At 69.8% G+C, this 13,456-nt stretch carries 15 protein-coding genes; 8 read left to right on the top strand and 7 right to left on the bottom strand.

Annotated features, from left to right (window positions below):
• The first annotated feature begins 639 nt into the window (after positions 1 to 639).
• The 3 genes from GV015_RS07380 (at position 640) to GV015_RS07370 (ending at position 4,595) form a co-directional block, all read left to right on the top strand.
• On the top strand, positions 640 to 1,911 hold the full coding sequence (locus GV015_RS07380) for an HNH endonuclease signature motif containing protein (RefSeq protein WP_159877666.1): 1,272 nt from the start codon (positions 640 to 642) through the stop codon (positions 1,909 to 1,911).
• 418 nt (positions 1,912 to 2,329) lie between these two features.
• Positions 2,330 to 3,238, top strand: a complete 909-nt coding sequence (locus tag GV015_RS07375) for an NAD(P)-dependent oxidoreductase (protein ID WP_159877664.1) — start codon at positions 2,330 to 2,332, stop codon at positions 3,236 to 3,238.
• A 103-nt stretch (positions 3,239 to 3,341) separates the two neighbouring features.
• Complete coding sequence (locus GV015_RS07370; RefSeq protein ID WP_159877662.1) at positions 3,342 to 4,595, top strand: four-carbon acid sugar kinase family protein; 1,254 nt, start codon at positions 3,342 to 3,344, stop codon at positions 4,593 to 4,595.
• On the opposite strand, the gene GV015_RS07365 is transcribed toward GV015_RS07370, so the two are convergent.
• Complete coding sequence (locus GV015_RS07365) at positions 4,592 to 4,963, bottom strand: helix-turn-helix domain-containing protein (protein WP_064294176.1); 372 nt, start codon at positions 4,961 to 4,963, stop codon at positions 4,592 to 4,594. The genes GV015_RS07370 and GV015_RS07365 overlap by 4 nt on opposite strands.
• Positions 4,964 to 5,079: 116 nt before the next feature.
• Here GV015_RS07365 and GV015_RS07360 point away from each other — a divergent pair, with 116 nt between their 5' ends.
• The 5 genes from GV015_RS07360 to GV015_RS07340 all read left to right on the top strand — a co-directional run bounded on the left by GV015_RS07360 (position 5,080) and on the right by GV015_RS07340 (position 10,496).
• Complete coding sequence (locus GV015_RS07360; protein WP_159877660.1) at positions 5,080 to 5,937, top strand: SDR family oxidoreductase; 858 nt, start codon at positions 5,080 to 5,082, stop codon at positions 5,935 to 5,937.
• Between the two features lie 213 nt (positions 5,938 to 6,150).
• The gene (locus GV015_RS07355; RefSeq protein WP_159877658.1) at positions 6,151 to 7,854 is read left to right on the top strand and encodes an amidohydrolase; all 1,704 of its coding nucleotides are present in this window, start codon (positions 6,151 to 6,153) and stop codon (positions 7,852 to 7,854) included.
• Between the two features lies 1 nt (position 7,855).
• A complete protein-coding gene (locus tag GV015_RS07350) occupies positions 7,856 to 8,749 on the top strand; it encodes an ABC transporter substrate-binding protein (RefSeq protein WP_192004516.1) in 894 nt (297 codons plus the stop codon).
• A 2-nt stretch (positions 8,750 to 8,751) separates the two neighbouring features.
• Positions 8,752 to 9,723, top strand: a complete 972-nt coding sequence (locus GV015_RS07345) for an amino acid ABC transporter permease (RefSeq protein ID WP_079705041.1) — start codon at positions 8,752 to 8,754, stop codon at positions 9,721 to 9,723.
• Positions 9,720 to 10,496: an amino acid ABC transporter ATP-binding protein gene (locus GV015_RS07340; protein ID WP_274598595.1), complete on the top strand. Its 777-nt coding sequence runs from the start codon at positions 9,720 to 9,722 to the stop codon at positions 10,494 to 10,496. Before GV015_RS07345 ends, GV015_RS07340 begins: the two co-directional genes overlap by 4 nt.
• 75 nt (positions 10,497 to 10,571) lie before the next feature.
• Here GV015_RS07340 and GV015_RS07335 read toward each other — a convergent pair whose 3' ends face one another.
• The 6 genes from GV015_RS07335 to GV015_RS07310 form a co-directional block, all read right to left on the bottom strand.
• Positions 10,572 to 10,790, bottom strand: a complete 219-nt coding sequence (locus tag GV015_RS07335; protein ID WP_064294172.1) for a hypothetical protein — start codon at positions 10,788 to 10,790, stop codon at positions 10,572 to 10,574.
• A gap of 151 nt (positions 10,791 to 10,941) precedes the next feature.
• On the bottom strand, positions 10,942 to 11,574 hold the full coding sequence (locus tag GV015_RS07330; RefSeq protein ID WP_159877656.1) for a hypothetical protein: 633 nt from the start codon (positions 11,572 to 11,574) through the stop codon (positions 10,942 to 10,944).
• Positions 11,571 to 12,176 (bottom strand): DUF6286 domain-containing protein, encoded by a 606-nt coding sequence (locus GV015_RS07325; RefSeq protein ID WP_137242342.1) that lies wholly within the window; start codon positions 12,174 to 12,176, stop codon positions 11,571 to 11,573. The genes GV015_RS07330 and GV015_RS07325 overlap by 4 nt, the downstream gene beginning before the upstream one ends.
• Positions 12,173 to 12,586: a hypothetical protein gene (locus GV015_RS07320; RefSeq protein ID WP_079705038.1), complete on the bottom strand. Its 414-nt coding sequence runs from the start codon at positions 12,584 to 12,586 to the stop codon at positions 12,173 to 12,175. Before GV015_RS07320 ends, GV015_RS07325 begins: the two co-directional genes overlap by 4 nt.
• On the bottom strand, positions 12,583 to 12,774 hold the full coding sequence (locus GV015_RS07315) for a DUF2273 domain-containing protein (protein ID WP_056008790.1): 192 nt from the start codon (positions 12,772 to 12,774) through the stop codon (positions 12,583 to 12,585). The genes GV015_RS07320 and GV015_RS07315 overlap by 4 nt, the downstream gene beginning before the upstream one ends.
• Positions 12,771 to 13,229, bottom strand: coding sequence for an Asp23/Gls24 family envelope stress response protein (locus tag GV015_RS07310; RefSeq protein WP_079001390.1), 459 nt, complete (start codon positions 13,227 to 13,229; stop codon positions 12,771 to 12,773). The genes GV015_RS07315 and GV015_RS07310 overlap by 4 nt, the downstream gene beginning before the upstream one ends.
• Between the last annotated feature and the right edge of the window lie 227 nt (positions 13,230 to 13,456).

Genomic DNA, 13,456 nt, shown 5'->3' with positions numbered 1-13,456 from the left:
CGGCAACCTCAGCCGATCCCTGAGCCTGTCGAAGGGCCCGCGGAACACATCCAAACCGGCGCACCCTCCCACTCACCAACCCCGTCGACGAGCAACCCTTCCCCGCTCCCTGAGCTTGTCGAAGGGCCAACGATGGAACCCCACGAGTCCGGCCGCACCCCTCCGGCCTCCGAGTCTGTGGAAGTGCCCACGTCAGCACTTCGACAAGCTCAGTGACCGGAAGAGGTGCGCGCGAAAACCTTCCGGTCCGTGAGCCACCCTCGCCGGTCCCTGAGCAACCTCCTCCGGTCCCTGAGCAACCCCCTCCGGTCCCTGAGCCTGTCGAAGGGCACACGGATGAACCCCGCGAATCCGGTATGCCCCCTCCGGCCCCTGAGCTTGTCGAAGGGCACGCGGAGAACCTTGCGAATCCGGTACGCCTCCTCCGCTCCCTGAGCCTGTCGAAGGGCCCACGGGTGAACACCGCGAACCCGACATGCCTCCTCCGCTCCCTGAGCCTGTCGAAGGGCACACGGATGAACCCCGCGAATCCGGTATGCCCCCTCCGGTCCCTGAGCCTGTCGAAGGGCCCACGATCAACTTCCACAACCGCTTCGACTCAGCATCTGGAATGTCAGTGGTCCGTGGTGGACTTGTTCCATGACCGAGACCACCTCCGCCGCGATCCGCGCGAGCGACGAGTACGCCGCGCGGCTGGTGGAGTTCTCGGACGAATACGCGGAGATCCAACGGCTGCGAGCAGCGCTCGATGCACGAGAGGCCCGGCTCCTGGCCCGCTCCGCCGCATACGCGGACGCCTTCGCAGACGTCACGGTCCCGGCGATCTTCCCGCCGGCGGAACGGCAGGCGCTCTCCCGCCGGTCGACCTGCGCAGCCCTCGCGATGGCGACCCGCACGCCCGAGCGGACCGTGCAGCGGGCGACGAACGACGCCGAACGCCTCGTGAACGAAGCCCCAGCAGTGCTCGAGTCCCTCGAGGCCGGGCGCATCTCGGCACGGCACGCGCAGACGATCATCGACCAACTCAATGACGTGCCGACCGCGGGGCGGGCGGCATTCCTCGCTGAGGTCCTGCCGGTTGCGGAGGAGTCCACCAACGCGAACCTCCGCAGGCGAGCCCGCGTCCTGCGCGAACGCCTCCACCCCGAGTCCATCACCGCCCGAGCGGTCCGCTCAGAGGCCGACCGCCGGGTCGAGTTCGAACCCGCAGCCGACGGCATGGCGTGGGTGCACTTGTTCACCACGGCGCCCATCGCGCAGGGCATCATCGAGCGCGTCGAAGCAGCCGCCGCGGAGTCACGCAAGGCGGGCGACACTCGCACCTGCGCTCAGCTGCAGGCAGATGCCCTCGCGGCGCTCGCGCTCACCGGAGTAACCCCAGAAGACGTGATGTCGAGCCCGGTGCTTCCGCACCCGATCGAGGTCCAGGAGCACATCAAGCCCACCGTGCAGATCACGGTCCCGGCCTTGAGCATGGCCGGCGTCAGCGATGCCCCGGCGACGCTCGACGGCTACGGTCCGATCGATCCGGAGACCGCAGCACGCATCGCGGTGAACGCCCCAAGCTTCACCCGGATCCTCGTCCAGCCAGAGACGGGTGCGATGCTCTCCGTCGGACGCAACCAGTACCGCGTTCCCGCTGACCTCCAGCGCGCGGTGCGCCTCCGAGACGGCACCTGTCGGGCGCCAGGATGTGGGAGACGAGCCAGAGCCTGCGACCTCGACCATTCCGTGGCATGGGACGACGGCGGGATGACAGATGTCGGCAATCTCGCTTGTCTCTGCAGACATCATCACCGGATGAAGCACCTGCCCGGATGGAACCTTGACCACGGGCCCGGCGGTGTGCTCGAGTGGACGACACCCGACGGGAAACACCATCGAACGGAACCGGACCCCGCACCGTTCTGACCCCCGCCGGTCCCTGAGCCCGTCGAAGGGTTCCTCGTGGGCACTTCGACAGGCTCAGTGACCGGGCTGGCCTGTGCTCGCACGCTTTCGGTCCCTGAGCCTGTCGAAGGGCACTCGGGTCGCGCCGCCTCGATGAGCGGGAGAGGTTCACCCGGATGGCCCGGTCCCTGAGCCCGTCGAAGGGCAGCCGAGCCGCGCCACCTCGGCCATCGGGCTAGGGTTCCCCGAATCACCCTCGATCGCTGAGCTGCGCCGCAGTGCGCCTGTCGAAGGATCCTCGGGGGCATTTCGACAAGCTCAATGGCCGGAAGGAGCCGCGTACCCCGTGTCGACGGGCAGCCGGGCGCCCACCACCGGGCGCTTGCCCGTGTCGACACCGGCGGCTACGATTGGTCCAACCAATCCACCGGAGGACGCCATGGCATCGACGCCACTGCCCGCACGCACCATCACCTTCGTCGGCGTCGGCGCGATCGGCCTGCCGATGGCCACCCAGCTCGCCGCGGCCGGCCACCGGGTAACGGGCGTCGACCCCTTCCCCGCCGCACGGGGACGCGCGGCCGACGCCGGCATCAGCGCGGTCGAGTCGATCACCGAGGCGCCACAGGCCGACACCGTCGTGGTCATGGTCGCGACGCCCGACCAGCTCGCCGAACTCGTCACCCTCGCCCTCGCCGCCACCGATCCCGCCGGCCAGACCTGGATCATCATGAGCACCGTCGGTCCCGCCTCCGTCGTCGAGCAGGCCGCTCGCCTCGAAGCCGCGGGCGCAGCGGTCGTCGACGCCCCGGTCACCGGCGGCGTGGCACGCGCCAGCACCGGCGAGCTCACCATGTTCGTTTCCGGATCCCCCGTCGCCACCGCGGCCGCAGCGGAGCCGCTCGCCGCCCTCGGCACCGCCAGGATCGTCGGCGAAGCGATCGGCGACGGCCAAGCGATCAAGGTCGTCAACCAGCACCTCTGCGCCGTGCACATCGCCGCGGCCGCCGAAGCCCTCGCCCTCGCGTCCTCGCTCGGGCTCGACCCGGCGGCCGTCCTCCCCCTCGTCGAGTCCGGTGCAGCCGCGTCCTGGATGCTGTCGGACCGCGGACCCCGCATGCTGCAGGACACCGATGCCCCGGTGATGAGCCGCGTCGACATCTTCGTCAAGGACACCGGCCTCGTCGCCGATGCGGCGAGCGCCGCCGGAGCCGCGACCCCCGTCCTCGACGCAGCGCGCGAACGCTTCCTCGCCGCTGCGGCGTCCGGCCTCGGCGCACGCGACGACTCCCGAGTGATCGAGACCTACCAGGATGCCGGCCACCCCCGCCAGGAGACGCACGCATGAAGACCCTGATCCTCGACGACGGCACGTCGCACCGCCCAGGAGCCCCACGCATGACGCCCCAGCCCCTCGGAGCCGCACGTTCCACCACCCAGGAGGCCGACGCATGAAGACCCTCATCCTCGACGACGACCCCACGGGCACGCAGTCGGCCTCCGGCGTCGACGTCCTGCTGGAGTGGGACGCCGACCTCATCGAGCAGGCCCTCGGCGGAGCCGACGCGGTCTACCTGCTCACCAACACCCGCGCCGTCCCGGAGGACGAGGCCGTCGCGCTCCTGGAACGCACCCGCGAGCAGGCGGCGGAGGCCGGCCGTCGTCTCGGAGAACGCATCCACATCGTCCTCCGAGGTGACTCGACCCTGCGCGGGCACGTGTTCCCCGAGACCGCCGTCTTCACCGGGGACCGCAGCGTCATCGTGTTCGTCCCGGCCTTCCCGGAGGGCGGGCGCACGACGATCGACGGCACCCACTACGTCCGGATCGGTGACGAGACACTGCCGGCCCACGAGACGGAGTACGCCCAGGACCCCGTGTTCCCGTTCCGCTCGGGACACCTGCCGGACTACGTGCGCGAACAGTCCGGGCGGGAGGCCACCCACTTCGGTCTGGCGGGCCTCCGCGACGGCGCCGCCGAGTTCCGTGCAGCTCTCCGCGAAGCCGTTCCCGGAACGGTGCTCCTTCCGGACGCGGAGACGGGAGACGACGTCCGGATCATCGCGCAGGCCATCACGGCGGCCTGGGCCGACGGAGCCGACGTGGTCGTCCGGTCAGCGTCACCCCTCGCTGCGGCCATCGCGGGCGTCGAGAGCGACGGCCTCCTCCCCTCGCCGCTCGTCACGAAGCCGGTCGCCGCGCTCCTCGTCTGCGGCTCCCACACCATCGGTGCGACTCGACAGCTCGCGCCCGTCGAGGCGGCGTTCGGCCCCGCCGAGATCGTCCCCACGAGCGACGCCCTCCAGGATGCCGTCGCCACCGGACGGGCCGTGGCGGAGGCCGCTCGAGCGAGACTCGCCGCGACGGGGTTCGCCGCGATCTCGTCCGAGCGGGAACGGGACGCCTCGCACAATACGCTCGACCACGGCGAGCGGGTGATGACCGCACTGACGTCGGCGACCGCTGCGCTCCGAGGATCGGTGGAGGTCGTCGTGTCGAAGGGCGGCATCACCTCCGCCGAGGTCGCCCGGGTCGGCCTCGGCGCCAGGCGCGCACGCGTCCTCGGGCAGGTGCTGCCCGGGGTCTCGGTGTGGAGCGTGGTGACGCCCGAAGGCGAGGAGAAGCTCTACGTGGTCGTCCCGGGGAACGTCGGTGACCCGTCGACGCTCGTGGACGTCCTTGAGGCGGTCGGGCGGAGCGTCTAGCGTCCGAGGATCTCCGACGCGTTGTGGTCGATCCACGCCATCAAGGGCATCAGGTGCTCGTTGAGGTCGCGACCGCGGTCGCTCAGGCTGTACTCGACACGGGGCGGGATCTCGGGGTGCGCGACGCGGACGACGAGGCCGTCCTCCTCGAGCGTGCGGAGTGTCTGGGCCAGCATCTTCTCGCTGATGCCCTGGACCACCCGTCGCAGCTCACCCCAGCGATGGGTGCCGTCGGACAGCGCCAGGAGGACGAGGACGCCCCACTTGCTGGTCACGTGGTCGAGCACCGTGCGCGAGGGGCAGGCGGCGGGCAGGATGCCGTCGGTGAATCCGGGGCGTCTTCCCAGCTGCGTGTCTACGCTTGTCATGACTCATTCCTTACTCATCGGACAGTAGCTTACCTCAAAGTGGGTACTGCAGATCGGGAAGTAATGTGATCGGAAGCGGGTTCCTCCTCAGCGAACCCCATCGAAAGGACCCTCACATGTCTCTCGTCGTCACCGGAGCCACCGGCCAGCTCGGCCACCTCGTCGTCGAGCACCTGCTCGCCCGCGGCACCGATCCCGCCACCATCGTCGCCACCGGCCGCCGGACCGAGGCACTGGCCGATCTCGCCGCACAGGGCGTCCGCACCGCGAAGGTCGACTTCACCGACCCGGCCACCCTCGACGCCGCCCTAGAGGCCGGCGACACCCTGCTGCTCGTCTCCGGGAGCGAGGTCGGCCAGCGCGTCGCCCAGCACGCCGCCGTCATCGACGCCGCCAAGCGCGCCGGCGTCGCCCGCCTCGTCTACACGAGCGCGCTCCGGGCCGACACCTCCCCGCTGATCCTCGCCCCCGAGCACAAGGCGACCGAGGAGCTCATCCACGCGTCCGGCCTCCCCTTCACCATCCTCCGCAACGGCTGGTACACCGAGAACTACGGCCAGTCCGTCGACCAGGCCAAGGCGACCGGATCGTTCGTCGGGAGCGTCGGCGACGGTCTCGTGTCGAGCGCGTCGCGCACCGACTACGCGGAGGCGGCCGCCGTCGTCCTCACCACCGAGGGCCACGAAGGGAAGGCCTACGAGCTCGCCGGCGACGTCGCGTGGTCGCACCCCGAGCTGGCGCAGGCGATCGGCGAGGTCGTCGGCCGCGAGGTCGTCTACCAGGACCTCTCCCCCGAGGACCACCTGCAGGCGCTGCTGGCCGCCGGTCTCGACGAGGGCACCGCGGGATTCGTCGTCGCCCTCGACGGCAACACCCGTGACGGACTCCTCGCCGACGCGAGCGGCGACCTCGGTCGACTGATCGGGCGTCCGACCACGCCGCTGGTCGAAGGACTGCGCACGCTCGTCGCCTGAGCCACGTCGACACCTCCTGCAATCAGCCGGGCCCGGAGCGCTTGCTCCGGGCCCGTTCGCGTGCACTGACGCTTCGGCTGAAGGATTCCGTTGCAGAAACGCGATCGGACGCACGAATCCGTCACCTCGATCCGGGTTATGCTCTCGATACCGCTAGCGCGCCGAGGATGACGCGCCGGCCAGACGGCACCACCGACGCTTCGAGCAGGTGATATGACGAGCAACGCGGACACGGTCTTCACCGGAGGCACCGTCTTCCGGAACGCCCTGCTCACGCCGCAGACCGGAGCCGTCGCCGTCTCCGACGGCCGGATCGTCGCCCTCGACGCCGCCGCACACGCGGCGATCGGTCCCGACACCGAGATCGTGGACCTCCGAGGCGGTCTCCTGCTCCCCGGCTTCGTCGACGCGCACGTCCACCCCGTCGAGGCCGGACTCGAACAACTCGCGTGCGACCTGTCGGCCGAGCGCACACCCGAGGGGTACCTCGCCACGATCGCGGCCTACGCCGAGGCCCACCCCGAGCGCCCGTGGATCGTCGGCGGCGGCTGGCAACAGGCCGCCTTCCCCGGCGGCACCCCGCTCGCCGCTGACCTCGACCGGGTGGTGCCGGACCGCCCCGTCTTCCTCCAGAACCGCGACCACCACGGCGCCTGGGTGAACACCGCGGCACTCCGCCTCGCCGGCATCGACCACACCACACCGGACCCCGCCGACGGCCGGATCGAGCGGGACGCGGACGGCACCCCGAACGGCATGCTCCACGAGGGTGCCCGTTCGCTCGTGTCCCGGTTCGTCCCCGTCGACACCGGCGGGGACGTCGCGGCCGCCCTCATCGCAGCCCAGCAGACCCTCCACAGCTTCGGCGTCACCGGCTGGCAGGACGCGATCGTCGGTGACTACGGCAGCCACACCGACACGAGCGACGCCTACCTGCAGGCGATGGCGGACGGGTCGCTCACCAGCGACGTCGTGGGCGCGCTCTGGTGGGACCGGGATCGTGGACTCGAGCAGATCGACGACCTCATCGCACGCCGCGACGTGATCGCACGCCGCGCCGCAGCCCTCGGGACGACGACCGGGCGCTTCACCGCGGGCACCGTCAAGATCATGCAGGACGGCATCCCCGAGAACCGGACCGCCGCGATGATCGACCCCTACCTCCGCACCTGCCACTGCGGAGACACCGCGCCCGAGCGCGGCATCTCATTCCTGGAGCCCGCGACCCTCGTCGAGGCGGTCACGAGGCTCGACGCCGCCGGATTCCAGGTCCACTTCCACGCGATCGGCGACCGGGCGGTCCGCGAGTGCCTCGACGCCCTCGAGGCCGCGCGGGAGCGCAACGGCGAGAGCGACAACCGGCACCACATCGCGCACGTGCAGATCGTCCACCCCGACGACCTGCCGCGGTTCGCCCGACTCGGCGTCACGATGAACATGCAGGCGCTCTGGGCCACGTGGGAGCCCCAGATGGTCGAGCTGAACCTGCCCCTGCTCGGCGAGGAACGCGCCTCCTGGCAGTATCCGTTCGGCGATGCGGCACGACTCGGCACCCTGCTCTGCGCCGGATCGGACTGGCCCGTCACGACCCCCGACCCGTGGCAGGCCCTGCATGTGGCGGTCAACCGGACGCTCCCGGCCGACGATCCCGACCACCACCCCGAACCGCTCAACCCGGGACAGTCGCTGACGCTCGGGGCGGCGATCGCCGCGTACACGCACGGGTCCAACCGGATCGACCACCGCGACGACACCGGAGTGATCGAGGTCGGCGCCGTCGCGGACCTCGTCCTCGTCGATCGCGACCCGTTCGCCGGCCCCACCACCGAGATCGCGCACACCAGGACCGTCGGGACCTGGATCGCCGGACGCCGCGTCTTCACCTCCACCACCACATCAACCGAGCAAGGAACCTGACATGAAGAACCGATACCTGCTCCCGGCCGCACTCACGGCCGCCGCCGCGCTGCTGCTCACCGGCTGCGTCAACAACGAGGTCGCCACACCCGACGCCACCGGCTCAGCTGCCGCGGTGACCGTCGACAAGGCCGCCGAGGCACTGCTCCCCGACGACATCCGTCAAGCCGGCAAGCTCATCCTCGGCACCGACGCGACCTACGCGCCCAACGAGTTCAAGGACGCGAACGGCGACCCGATCGGTTGGGAGATCGAGCTCGCCGACGCGATGGCCGGCAAGCTCGGCCTCACCACCGACTACCAGGTGGCGAAGTTCGACAACATCATCCCGAGCATCACCGGTGGCAAGTACGACGTCGGGCTGTCGTCCTTCTTCGACACCAAGGAGCGTCAGCAGCAGGTCGACATGGTCGACTACTTCACGGCCGGGATCCAGTGGGCGACCCTCGCGGGCAAGTCCGTCGACCCCGACAACGCCTGTGGGCTGAAGGTCGCCGTCCAGAACGGCACGACGGAGGCCCTCGACGACGTCCCCGCCAAGTCACAGGCCTGCACGGACGCCGGCAAGCCCGCGATCGAGGCCCTCGGCTACGACACGCAGGACGAGGCGACGGCAGCGGTCACGCTCGGCCGCGCCGACGCGATGACCGCCGACTCCCCGGTCGTGCAGTACGCCGTCCAGCAGAGCGACGGGAAGCTCGAACTCTCCGGTGACGTCTACTCCACGTTCCTCTACGGCATGCCGATCGCCAAGGACCGTGGCGACCTCGGCAAGGCCCTCCAGGCCGCCCTGCAGTCCCTCATGGAGGACGGCACCTACGGCTCGATCCTGAGCAAGTGGGGCGTCGAGTCCGGCGCCATCGACAAGATCGACATCAACGGCGCGACGAGCTGACCATGAGCGACTCCAGAACCACCGGAACGGCGTCCGCGCCCCCGGTGCCGTTGAAGGTCGTCAAGCTCCGCCATCCGTGGCGGAACGTGTTCGCCGTCATCATCGTGCTCTTGCTCGTCGCCTTCGTGGTCGACGCGGCGACGCGGCCGGCGTACGACTGGCCGGCCGTGGGCAAGTACGTCTTCGACCGGCGGATCACCATGGCAGCGCTCATCACGCTGCAGCTGACGGTGTACTCGATGATCGGCGCCATCGTCCTCGGCGTCGTGCTCGCGATCATGCGACTGTCGCCGAACCCGGTGCTCAAGGCCATCGCATGGGGCTTCGTCTGGCTGTTCCGCGGGACGCCGGTCTACGTGCAGCTGGTCTTCTGGGGCCTGCTCGCGACGATCTACCCGACGCTCAACATCGGACTGCCGTTCCTCCCGCCGATCGCGCAGCTGCCGACGGACGCCGCGCTGAACACCTTCTGGATCGCCGTCATCGGGCTGGCGCTCAACGAGGCCGCCTACATGTCGGAGATCGTGCGCGCCGGTCTGCTGTCGGTGGACCGCGGACAGGAGGAGGCGTCGACGGCGCTCGGGATGAGTTGGGCGCAGACGATGCGGCGGGTCATCCTGCCGCAGTCGATGCGGATCATCATCCCGCCGACCGGCAACGAGGTGATCTCGATGCTCAAGACCACCTCGCTCGTGACTGCCGTCCCGTTCACGCAGGAGCTCTACACGAGGTCGCGGGACATCTCGTCCGAGACGTTCAACCCGATCCCGCTGCTCATCGTCGCGTCGCTCTGGTACCTGCTGTTCACCTCGATCCTGATGGTGGGTCAGTACTTCCTGGAGAAGCGGTTCGCGCGCGGGCTCACCAGGATCGACGCGGGGGCACCGGTCACGACCGAGGCCATCCAGGTCCAGGAGGCCGAGGCGCGCGCCAAGCAGAGTCCTGCCGACGGCGAGAGCGGAGAACGACGATGACGATCACGGACACGACCGACATGGTCCGCGCGGAGGGCGTGGTGAAGTCCTTCGGCTCGAACACGGTCCTCAAGGACATCTCGCTCACGGTACGACGCGGCGAGGTGATGTGCCTGGTCGGGCCGTCGGGCTCCGGCAAGTCGACCTTCCTGCGCTGCATCAACCACCTGGAGCGGGTCGACGGCGGACGGTTGCTCGTCGAGGGTGACCTCATCGGATACCGCGAGCGGGGTGACAAGCTCTACGAGTTGAAGCCCAAGGAGGCGGCGAAGCAGCGGCGCGACATCGGCATGGTGTTCCAGCGGTTCAACCTGTTCCCCCACATGACGGCGCTCGAGAACATCATCGAGGCACCTATGCAGGTGAAAGGCCAACGGCGCGCGGTCGCCGAGCAGCGCGGCCGGGAACTCCTGGACCGGGTCGGTCTGAGCGACAAGGCGGCGGCGTACCCCGGCCACCTGTCAGGCGGTCAGCAGCAGCGGGTCGCGATCGCGCGGGCCCTCGCGATGGACCCGAAGCTCATGCTGTTCGACGAGCCGACCTCGGCACTCGACCCGGAGCTGGTCGGCGAGGTCCTCGACGTCATGAAGGGACTCGCGAAGGACGGCATGACGATGATCGTCGTCACGCACGAGATGGGGTTCGCCCGGGAGGTGGCCGACTCGCTCGTGTTCATGGACGGCGGCGTCGTCGTGGAGACGGGAGCACCTCGCGAGGTGCTCGCCAACCCGCAGCACGCCAGGACGCGGGCGTTCCTCTCGAAGGTGTTGTGAGCACGAACGCCGCCCGCTCCCCCAGACTGGGGCGAGCGGGCTGCGTTCCACCCGAGGACGGGCGGGCGAAGGGGCTCAGTGGAGCTTCTTCTGGACTTCCTTCTGGGCCTTCGCCGTGGCCTTCTTCGCGTTCTTCACGGCCTTCTTGCGCGCCTTCTCGACGCGAGGGTCGTTCCAGAACTCTTCTGCGGCGTGCTTGATCTCGCGGTACCGGGTGCGTCCGGCCTTCGCGCCGAGCGTGTAGGCACCGAAGGCGATGAGGCCGACGATGATGAGGAGGATCTTCTTACCCATGGTGTTGCTCCCTCTCCCACGGATCGCCGTGGGGCGTTGATGTGTCCCGATGGTTCTTCCCGCGACACTGGCATTCTGCGACGCGCGGCTGCGGATCAGCCGATTCGGACGGGGGCTTGCAATTGCGCCGGCACGTCCGGATCAGTGACGGTCACTGGAGGACGCGCTTCGGCTTGGCGGCGCGGAAGTCGCCGCCGACCTCGACGAGGACGGGGAGCTCGACGCCGAGCAGGCGGTCGAGCGACTCCACCGCCGTGCTGACGGTTTCCACCGCCGTGCGGGGCGAGACGCCGCGCCGGCAGGTGACGGCGACCTTGAGCGCCTGCGCCCGGTTCACGTCCCAGGCGGAGACGCGGACGGATGAGAACGCTTCGGTGTCGTCGAGCGCATCGCCGAGCGCGTTGGCCGCGACGTCCGTCTCGAGCACGATGTCGCCGTGCTCGACGGTCGCACGATGCACGACGCCGGAACGGCCACGACCCTGACGCAGGACGAACGGGATGAGCAGGGCGGCGACGATCACGAGTAGCACGATCCCGACGATCGGGACGATCGGGACGAGGACCGGGGCCGTCTGTCCGGCGTCCGCGCCGGGCGCAGCGGCGAACGGGTTCCAGGCGAACCAGCCGTCGATCGTGTCGAGCACCGCGTCACGGTTGTCGCGCCACCAGTCGGCGACGACGGGCACGGTGACGACGGCGAGGGCCGCCGCCCCGATCACGACGAACACGAGTCCGATGAGGAGGATGAGCAGACGGTTCAGTCCGCGGTTGGTGGAGTTCACTGTCCGACCTTCCCGTTCGACGAGATGGAGGTGGTCGCCCGGAGCGACGGCTGCAGGCCGAACGCGTCGAGGTCGGCGGCGACGGCGCGGTCGACCTCGGACCGGTCGACGGGCATGCCGCTGGCGGGGGTGATCCGGATCGCGGCGCTCCGCCGGCCGACGGCCACGGAGGTGCCGTCAGGATGCGTGGCAGCCGTCGTCGAAGCGCGCTGTGCGAGGGCCGACGCGATGACCTCGTCATCGACGACCGCGAGTACGCGCCCGGTCGACAACAGATGGCGGTGACGACGCCCCGGTCCGAGCGCGATCCCGATGAGGACCACCCCGAGCAGGAGCACAAGTGCGCCCGCGACGGCGAGGATGACGGGCTGCGTCGTCGGCAGGCTGGCCGCGGCTCCCGGGATCTCACCCGGGGCGACGAGGAGCGGGCGGACGCCGATGAGGGCGAGCACCGTCTCCACGGCGATCCAGAGCGCGACGAGCACGAGCAGGACCGCGAGGAGGATCGCGGCGGTCGAGCGCGGCGAGTGCAGTTCGCGGCGAGCCAGGCGCCGGAGCACCCGCGTCGGGCCGGTGACCGGGGTCGTGGCTGTGGGGGTCATGACACGCGTCCTTCCTGGTCGATCTCGAGTCCGCTCACGCGGATGGAAACGCGCGAGACGCTCGAACCGGACAACTGCTCGACGCGAGCGGCGATGGCACCGGTGGCGGCCGAGACCCGTTCGACGATGGAGCCCCCTGAACGCTGGAGCGCGTCGGGGGTGGCCGAGACGCGCGCCAGTGGGATCGCGCGCATCGGCGAGGTGACGATGAGCGCGAGTGCACCCCGGTCGTCGGCGAGCTCGACCTTCACGCGTCCCGCCGGGACCCCGAGCGATTCGGCCGCGATGTTCACGGCGACGTGCTCGAGGGCCTTCGCGGTGATCCGCGTCCGGCCCGGCCCGCCGTGCGGGTGCACGCCGGGAGCTTCGGCGACCGAGGGGACACCCCGGTCGAGGACGGCGGTGGTCATGACGAGACGCGCTTCCCGCGGACGGCGTCGACGATCGCGTTCAGGTCGGTCTGGCCGGTGACGATGCGGGCCACGAGGGCGCCGATCCCCATCGCGACCGCGACGAACACGAACGCCCAGAACCCGAAGGCCACCCAGCTGAGTGCGAGGACGGCACCGATCAGGATGCCGGTGTTGGTGGCGGTCACTGGACTCGCGCCTCGGCGTTCTGGTCCTCGTCGTCGGACGGGATGAAGACGTCGCTGACGGTCACGTTGACCTCGGTGACCTCCATGCCGACGAACTGCTCGATCGCGCGGATGATGGAGGCGCGGACCTCACTCGCGACGGCCTGCAGGTCGACCGGGTAGTCGGCGACGATCACGACGTCGACGGCGACCTGGGTCTCGCCGACCTCGACGCGGATGCCCTGCGACAGGTCGGAGGAGCCGATGGCGTCGCGGATGGCACCGAAGGCACGGGCTGCGCCACCACCGAGGGCGTGCACGCCGCGGACCTCGCGGGCTGCGATGCCGGCGATCTTCGCGACCACGCCGTTGTCGATGACCGTCTTGCCGTGGGTGTTCGTCTGCGTGGCGGCGTTGTTCTCGCCGACGACACCCTTCGTGACGGTGGGCTTCGGGGAGTTGGTGGTGTTCGACATGGTGTTGCCCTTCCTGGTTCGTCTCGAGCGAGCGGTTGATCGCTTCGTTGGTGATAGGACGCAACCATCGCACCGATCGTCACGGTCGATCTCGAAGCTCGTGAAGAGACCGCGAATCAGGCACCGCACCGTGACGAATCGGCGTCGACCTCCGACGCCCATCCGAGGATCTGTTCGTCGCCGCGCGCCGCTAAGATTGGTGGGTCCGGCATCCCACCACTTCCTTT

It is taken from the genome of Plantibacter sp. T3 (assembly GCF_902506515.1).
GTDB lineage: Bacteria > Actinomycetota > Actinomycetes > Actinomycetales > Microbacteriaceae > Plantibacter > Plantibacter auratus.
This window is presented reverse-complemented; position numbering and strand designations above follow the sequence as displayed.

Bases quoted from the DNA above. Each gene is read 5' to 3' on its own strand.
- GV015_RS07370 (WP_159877662.1), top strand. From the start codon at position 3,342: ATGAAGACCCTCATCCTCGACGACGACCCCACGGGCACGCAGTCGGCC.
- GV015_RS07345 (WP_079705041.1), top strand. From the start codon at position 8,752: ATGAGCGACTCCAGAACCACCGGAACGGCGTCCGCGCCCCCGGTGCCG.
- GV015_RS07340 (WP_274598595.1), top strand. From the start codon at position 9,720: ATGACGATCACGGACACGACCGACATGGTCCGCGCGGAGGGCGTGGTG.
- GV015_RS07365 (WP_064294176.1), bottom strand. From the start codon at position 4,963: ATGACAAGCGTAGACACGCAGCTGGGAAGACGCCCCGGATTCACCGAC.
- GV015_RS07380 (WP_159877666.1), top strand. From the start codon at position 640: ATGACCGAGACCACCTCCGCCGCGATCCGCGCGAGCGACGAGTACGCC.
- GV015_RS07310 (WP_079001390.1), bottom strand. From the start codon at position 13,229: ATGTCGAACACCACCAACTCCCCGAAGCCCACCGTCACGAAGGGTGTC.
- GV015_RS07375 (WP_159877664.1), top strand. From the start codon at position 2,330: ATGGCATCGACGCCACTGCCCGCACGCACCATCACCTTCGTCGGCGTC.
- GV015_RS07350 (WP_192004516.1), top strand. From the start codon at position 7,856: ATGAAGAACCGATACCTGCTCCCGGCCGCACTCACGGCCGCCGCCGCG.
- GV015_RS07335 (WP_064294172.1), bottom strand. From the start codon at position 10,790: ATGGGTAAGAAGATCCTCCTCATCATCGTCGGCCTCATCGCCTTCGGT.
- GV015_RS07325 (WP_137242342.1), bottom strand. From the start codon at position 12,176: ATGACCCCCACAGCCACGACCCCGGTCACCGGCCCGACGCGGGTGCTC.
- GV015_RS07360 (WP_159877660.1), top strand. From the start codon at position 5,080: ATGTCTCTCGTCGTCACCGGAGCCACCGGCCAGCTCGGCCACCTCGTC.
- GV015_RS07355 (WP_159877658.1), top strand. From the start codon at position 6,151: ATGACGAGCAACGCGGACACGGTCTTCACCGGAGGCACCGTCTTCCGG.
- GV015_RS07320 (WP_079705038.1), bottom strand. From the start codon at position 12,586: ATGACCACCGCCGTCCTCGACCGGGGTGTCCCCTCGGTCGCCGAAGCT.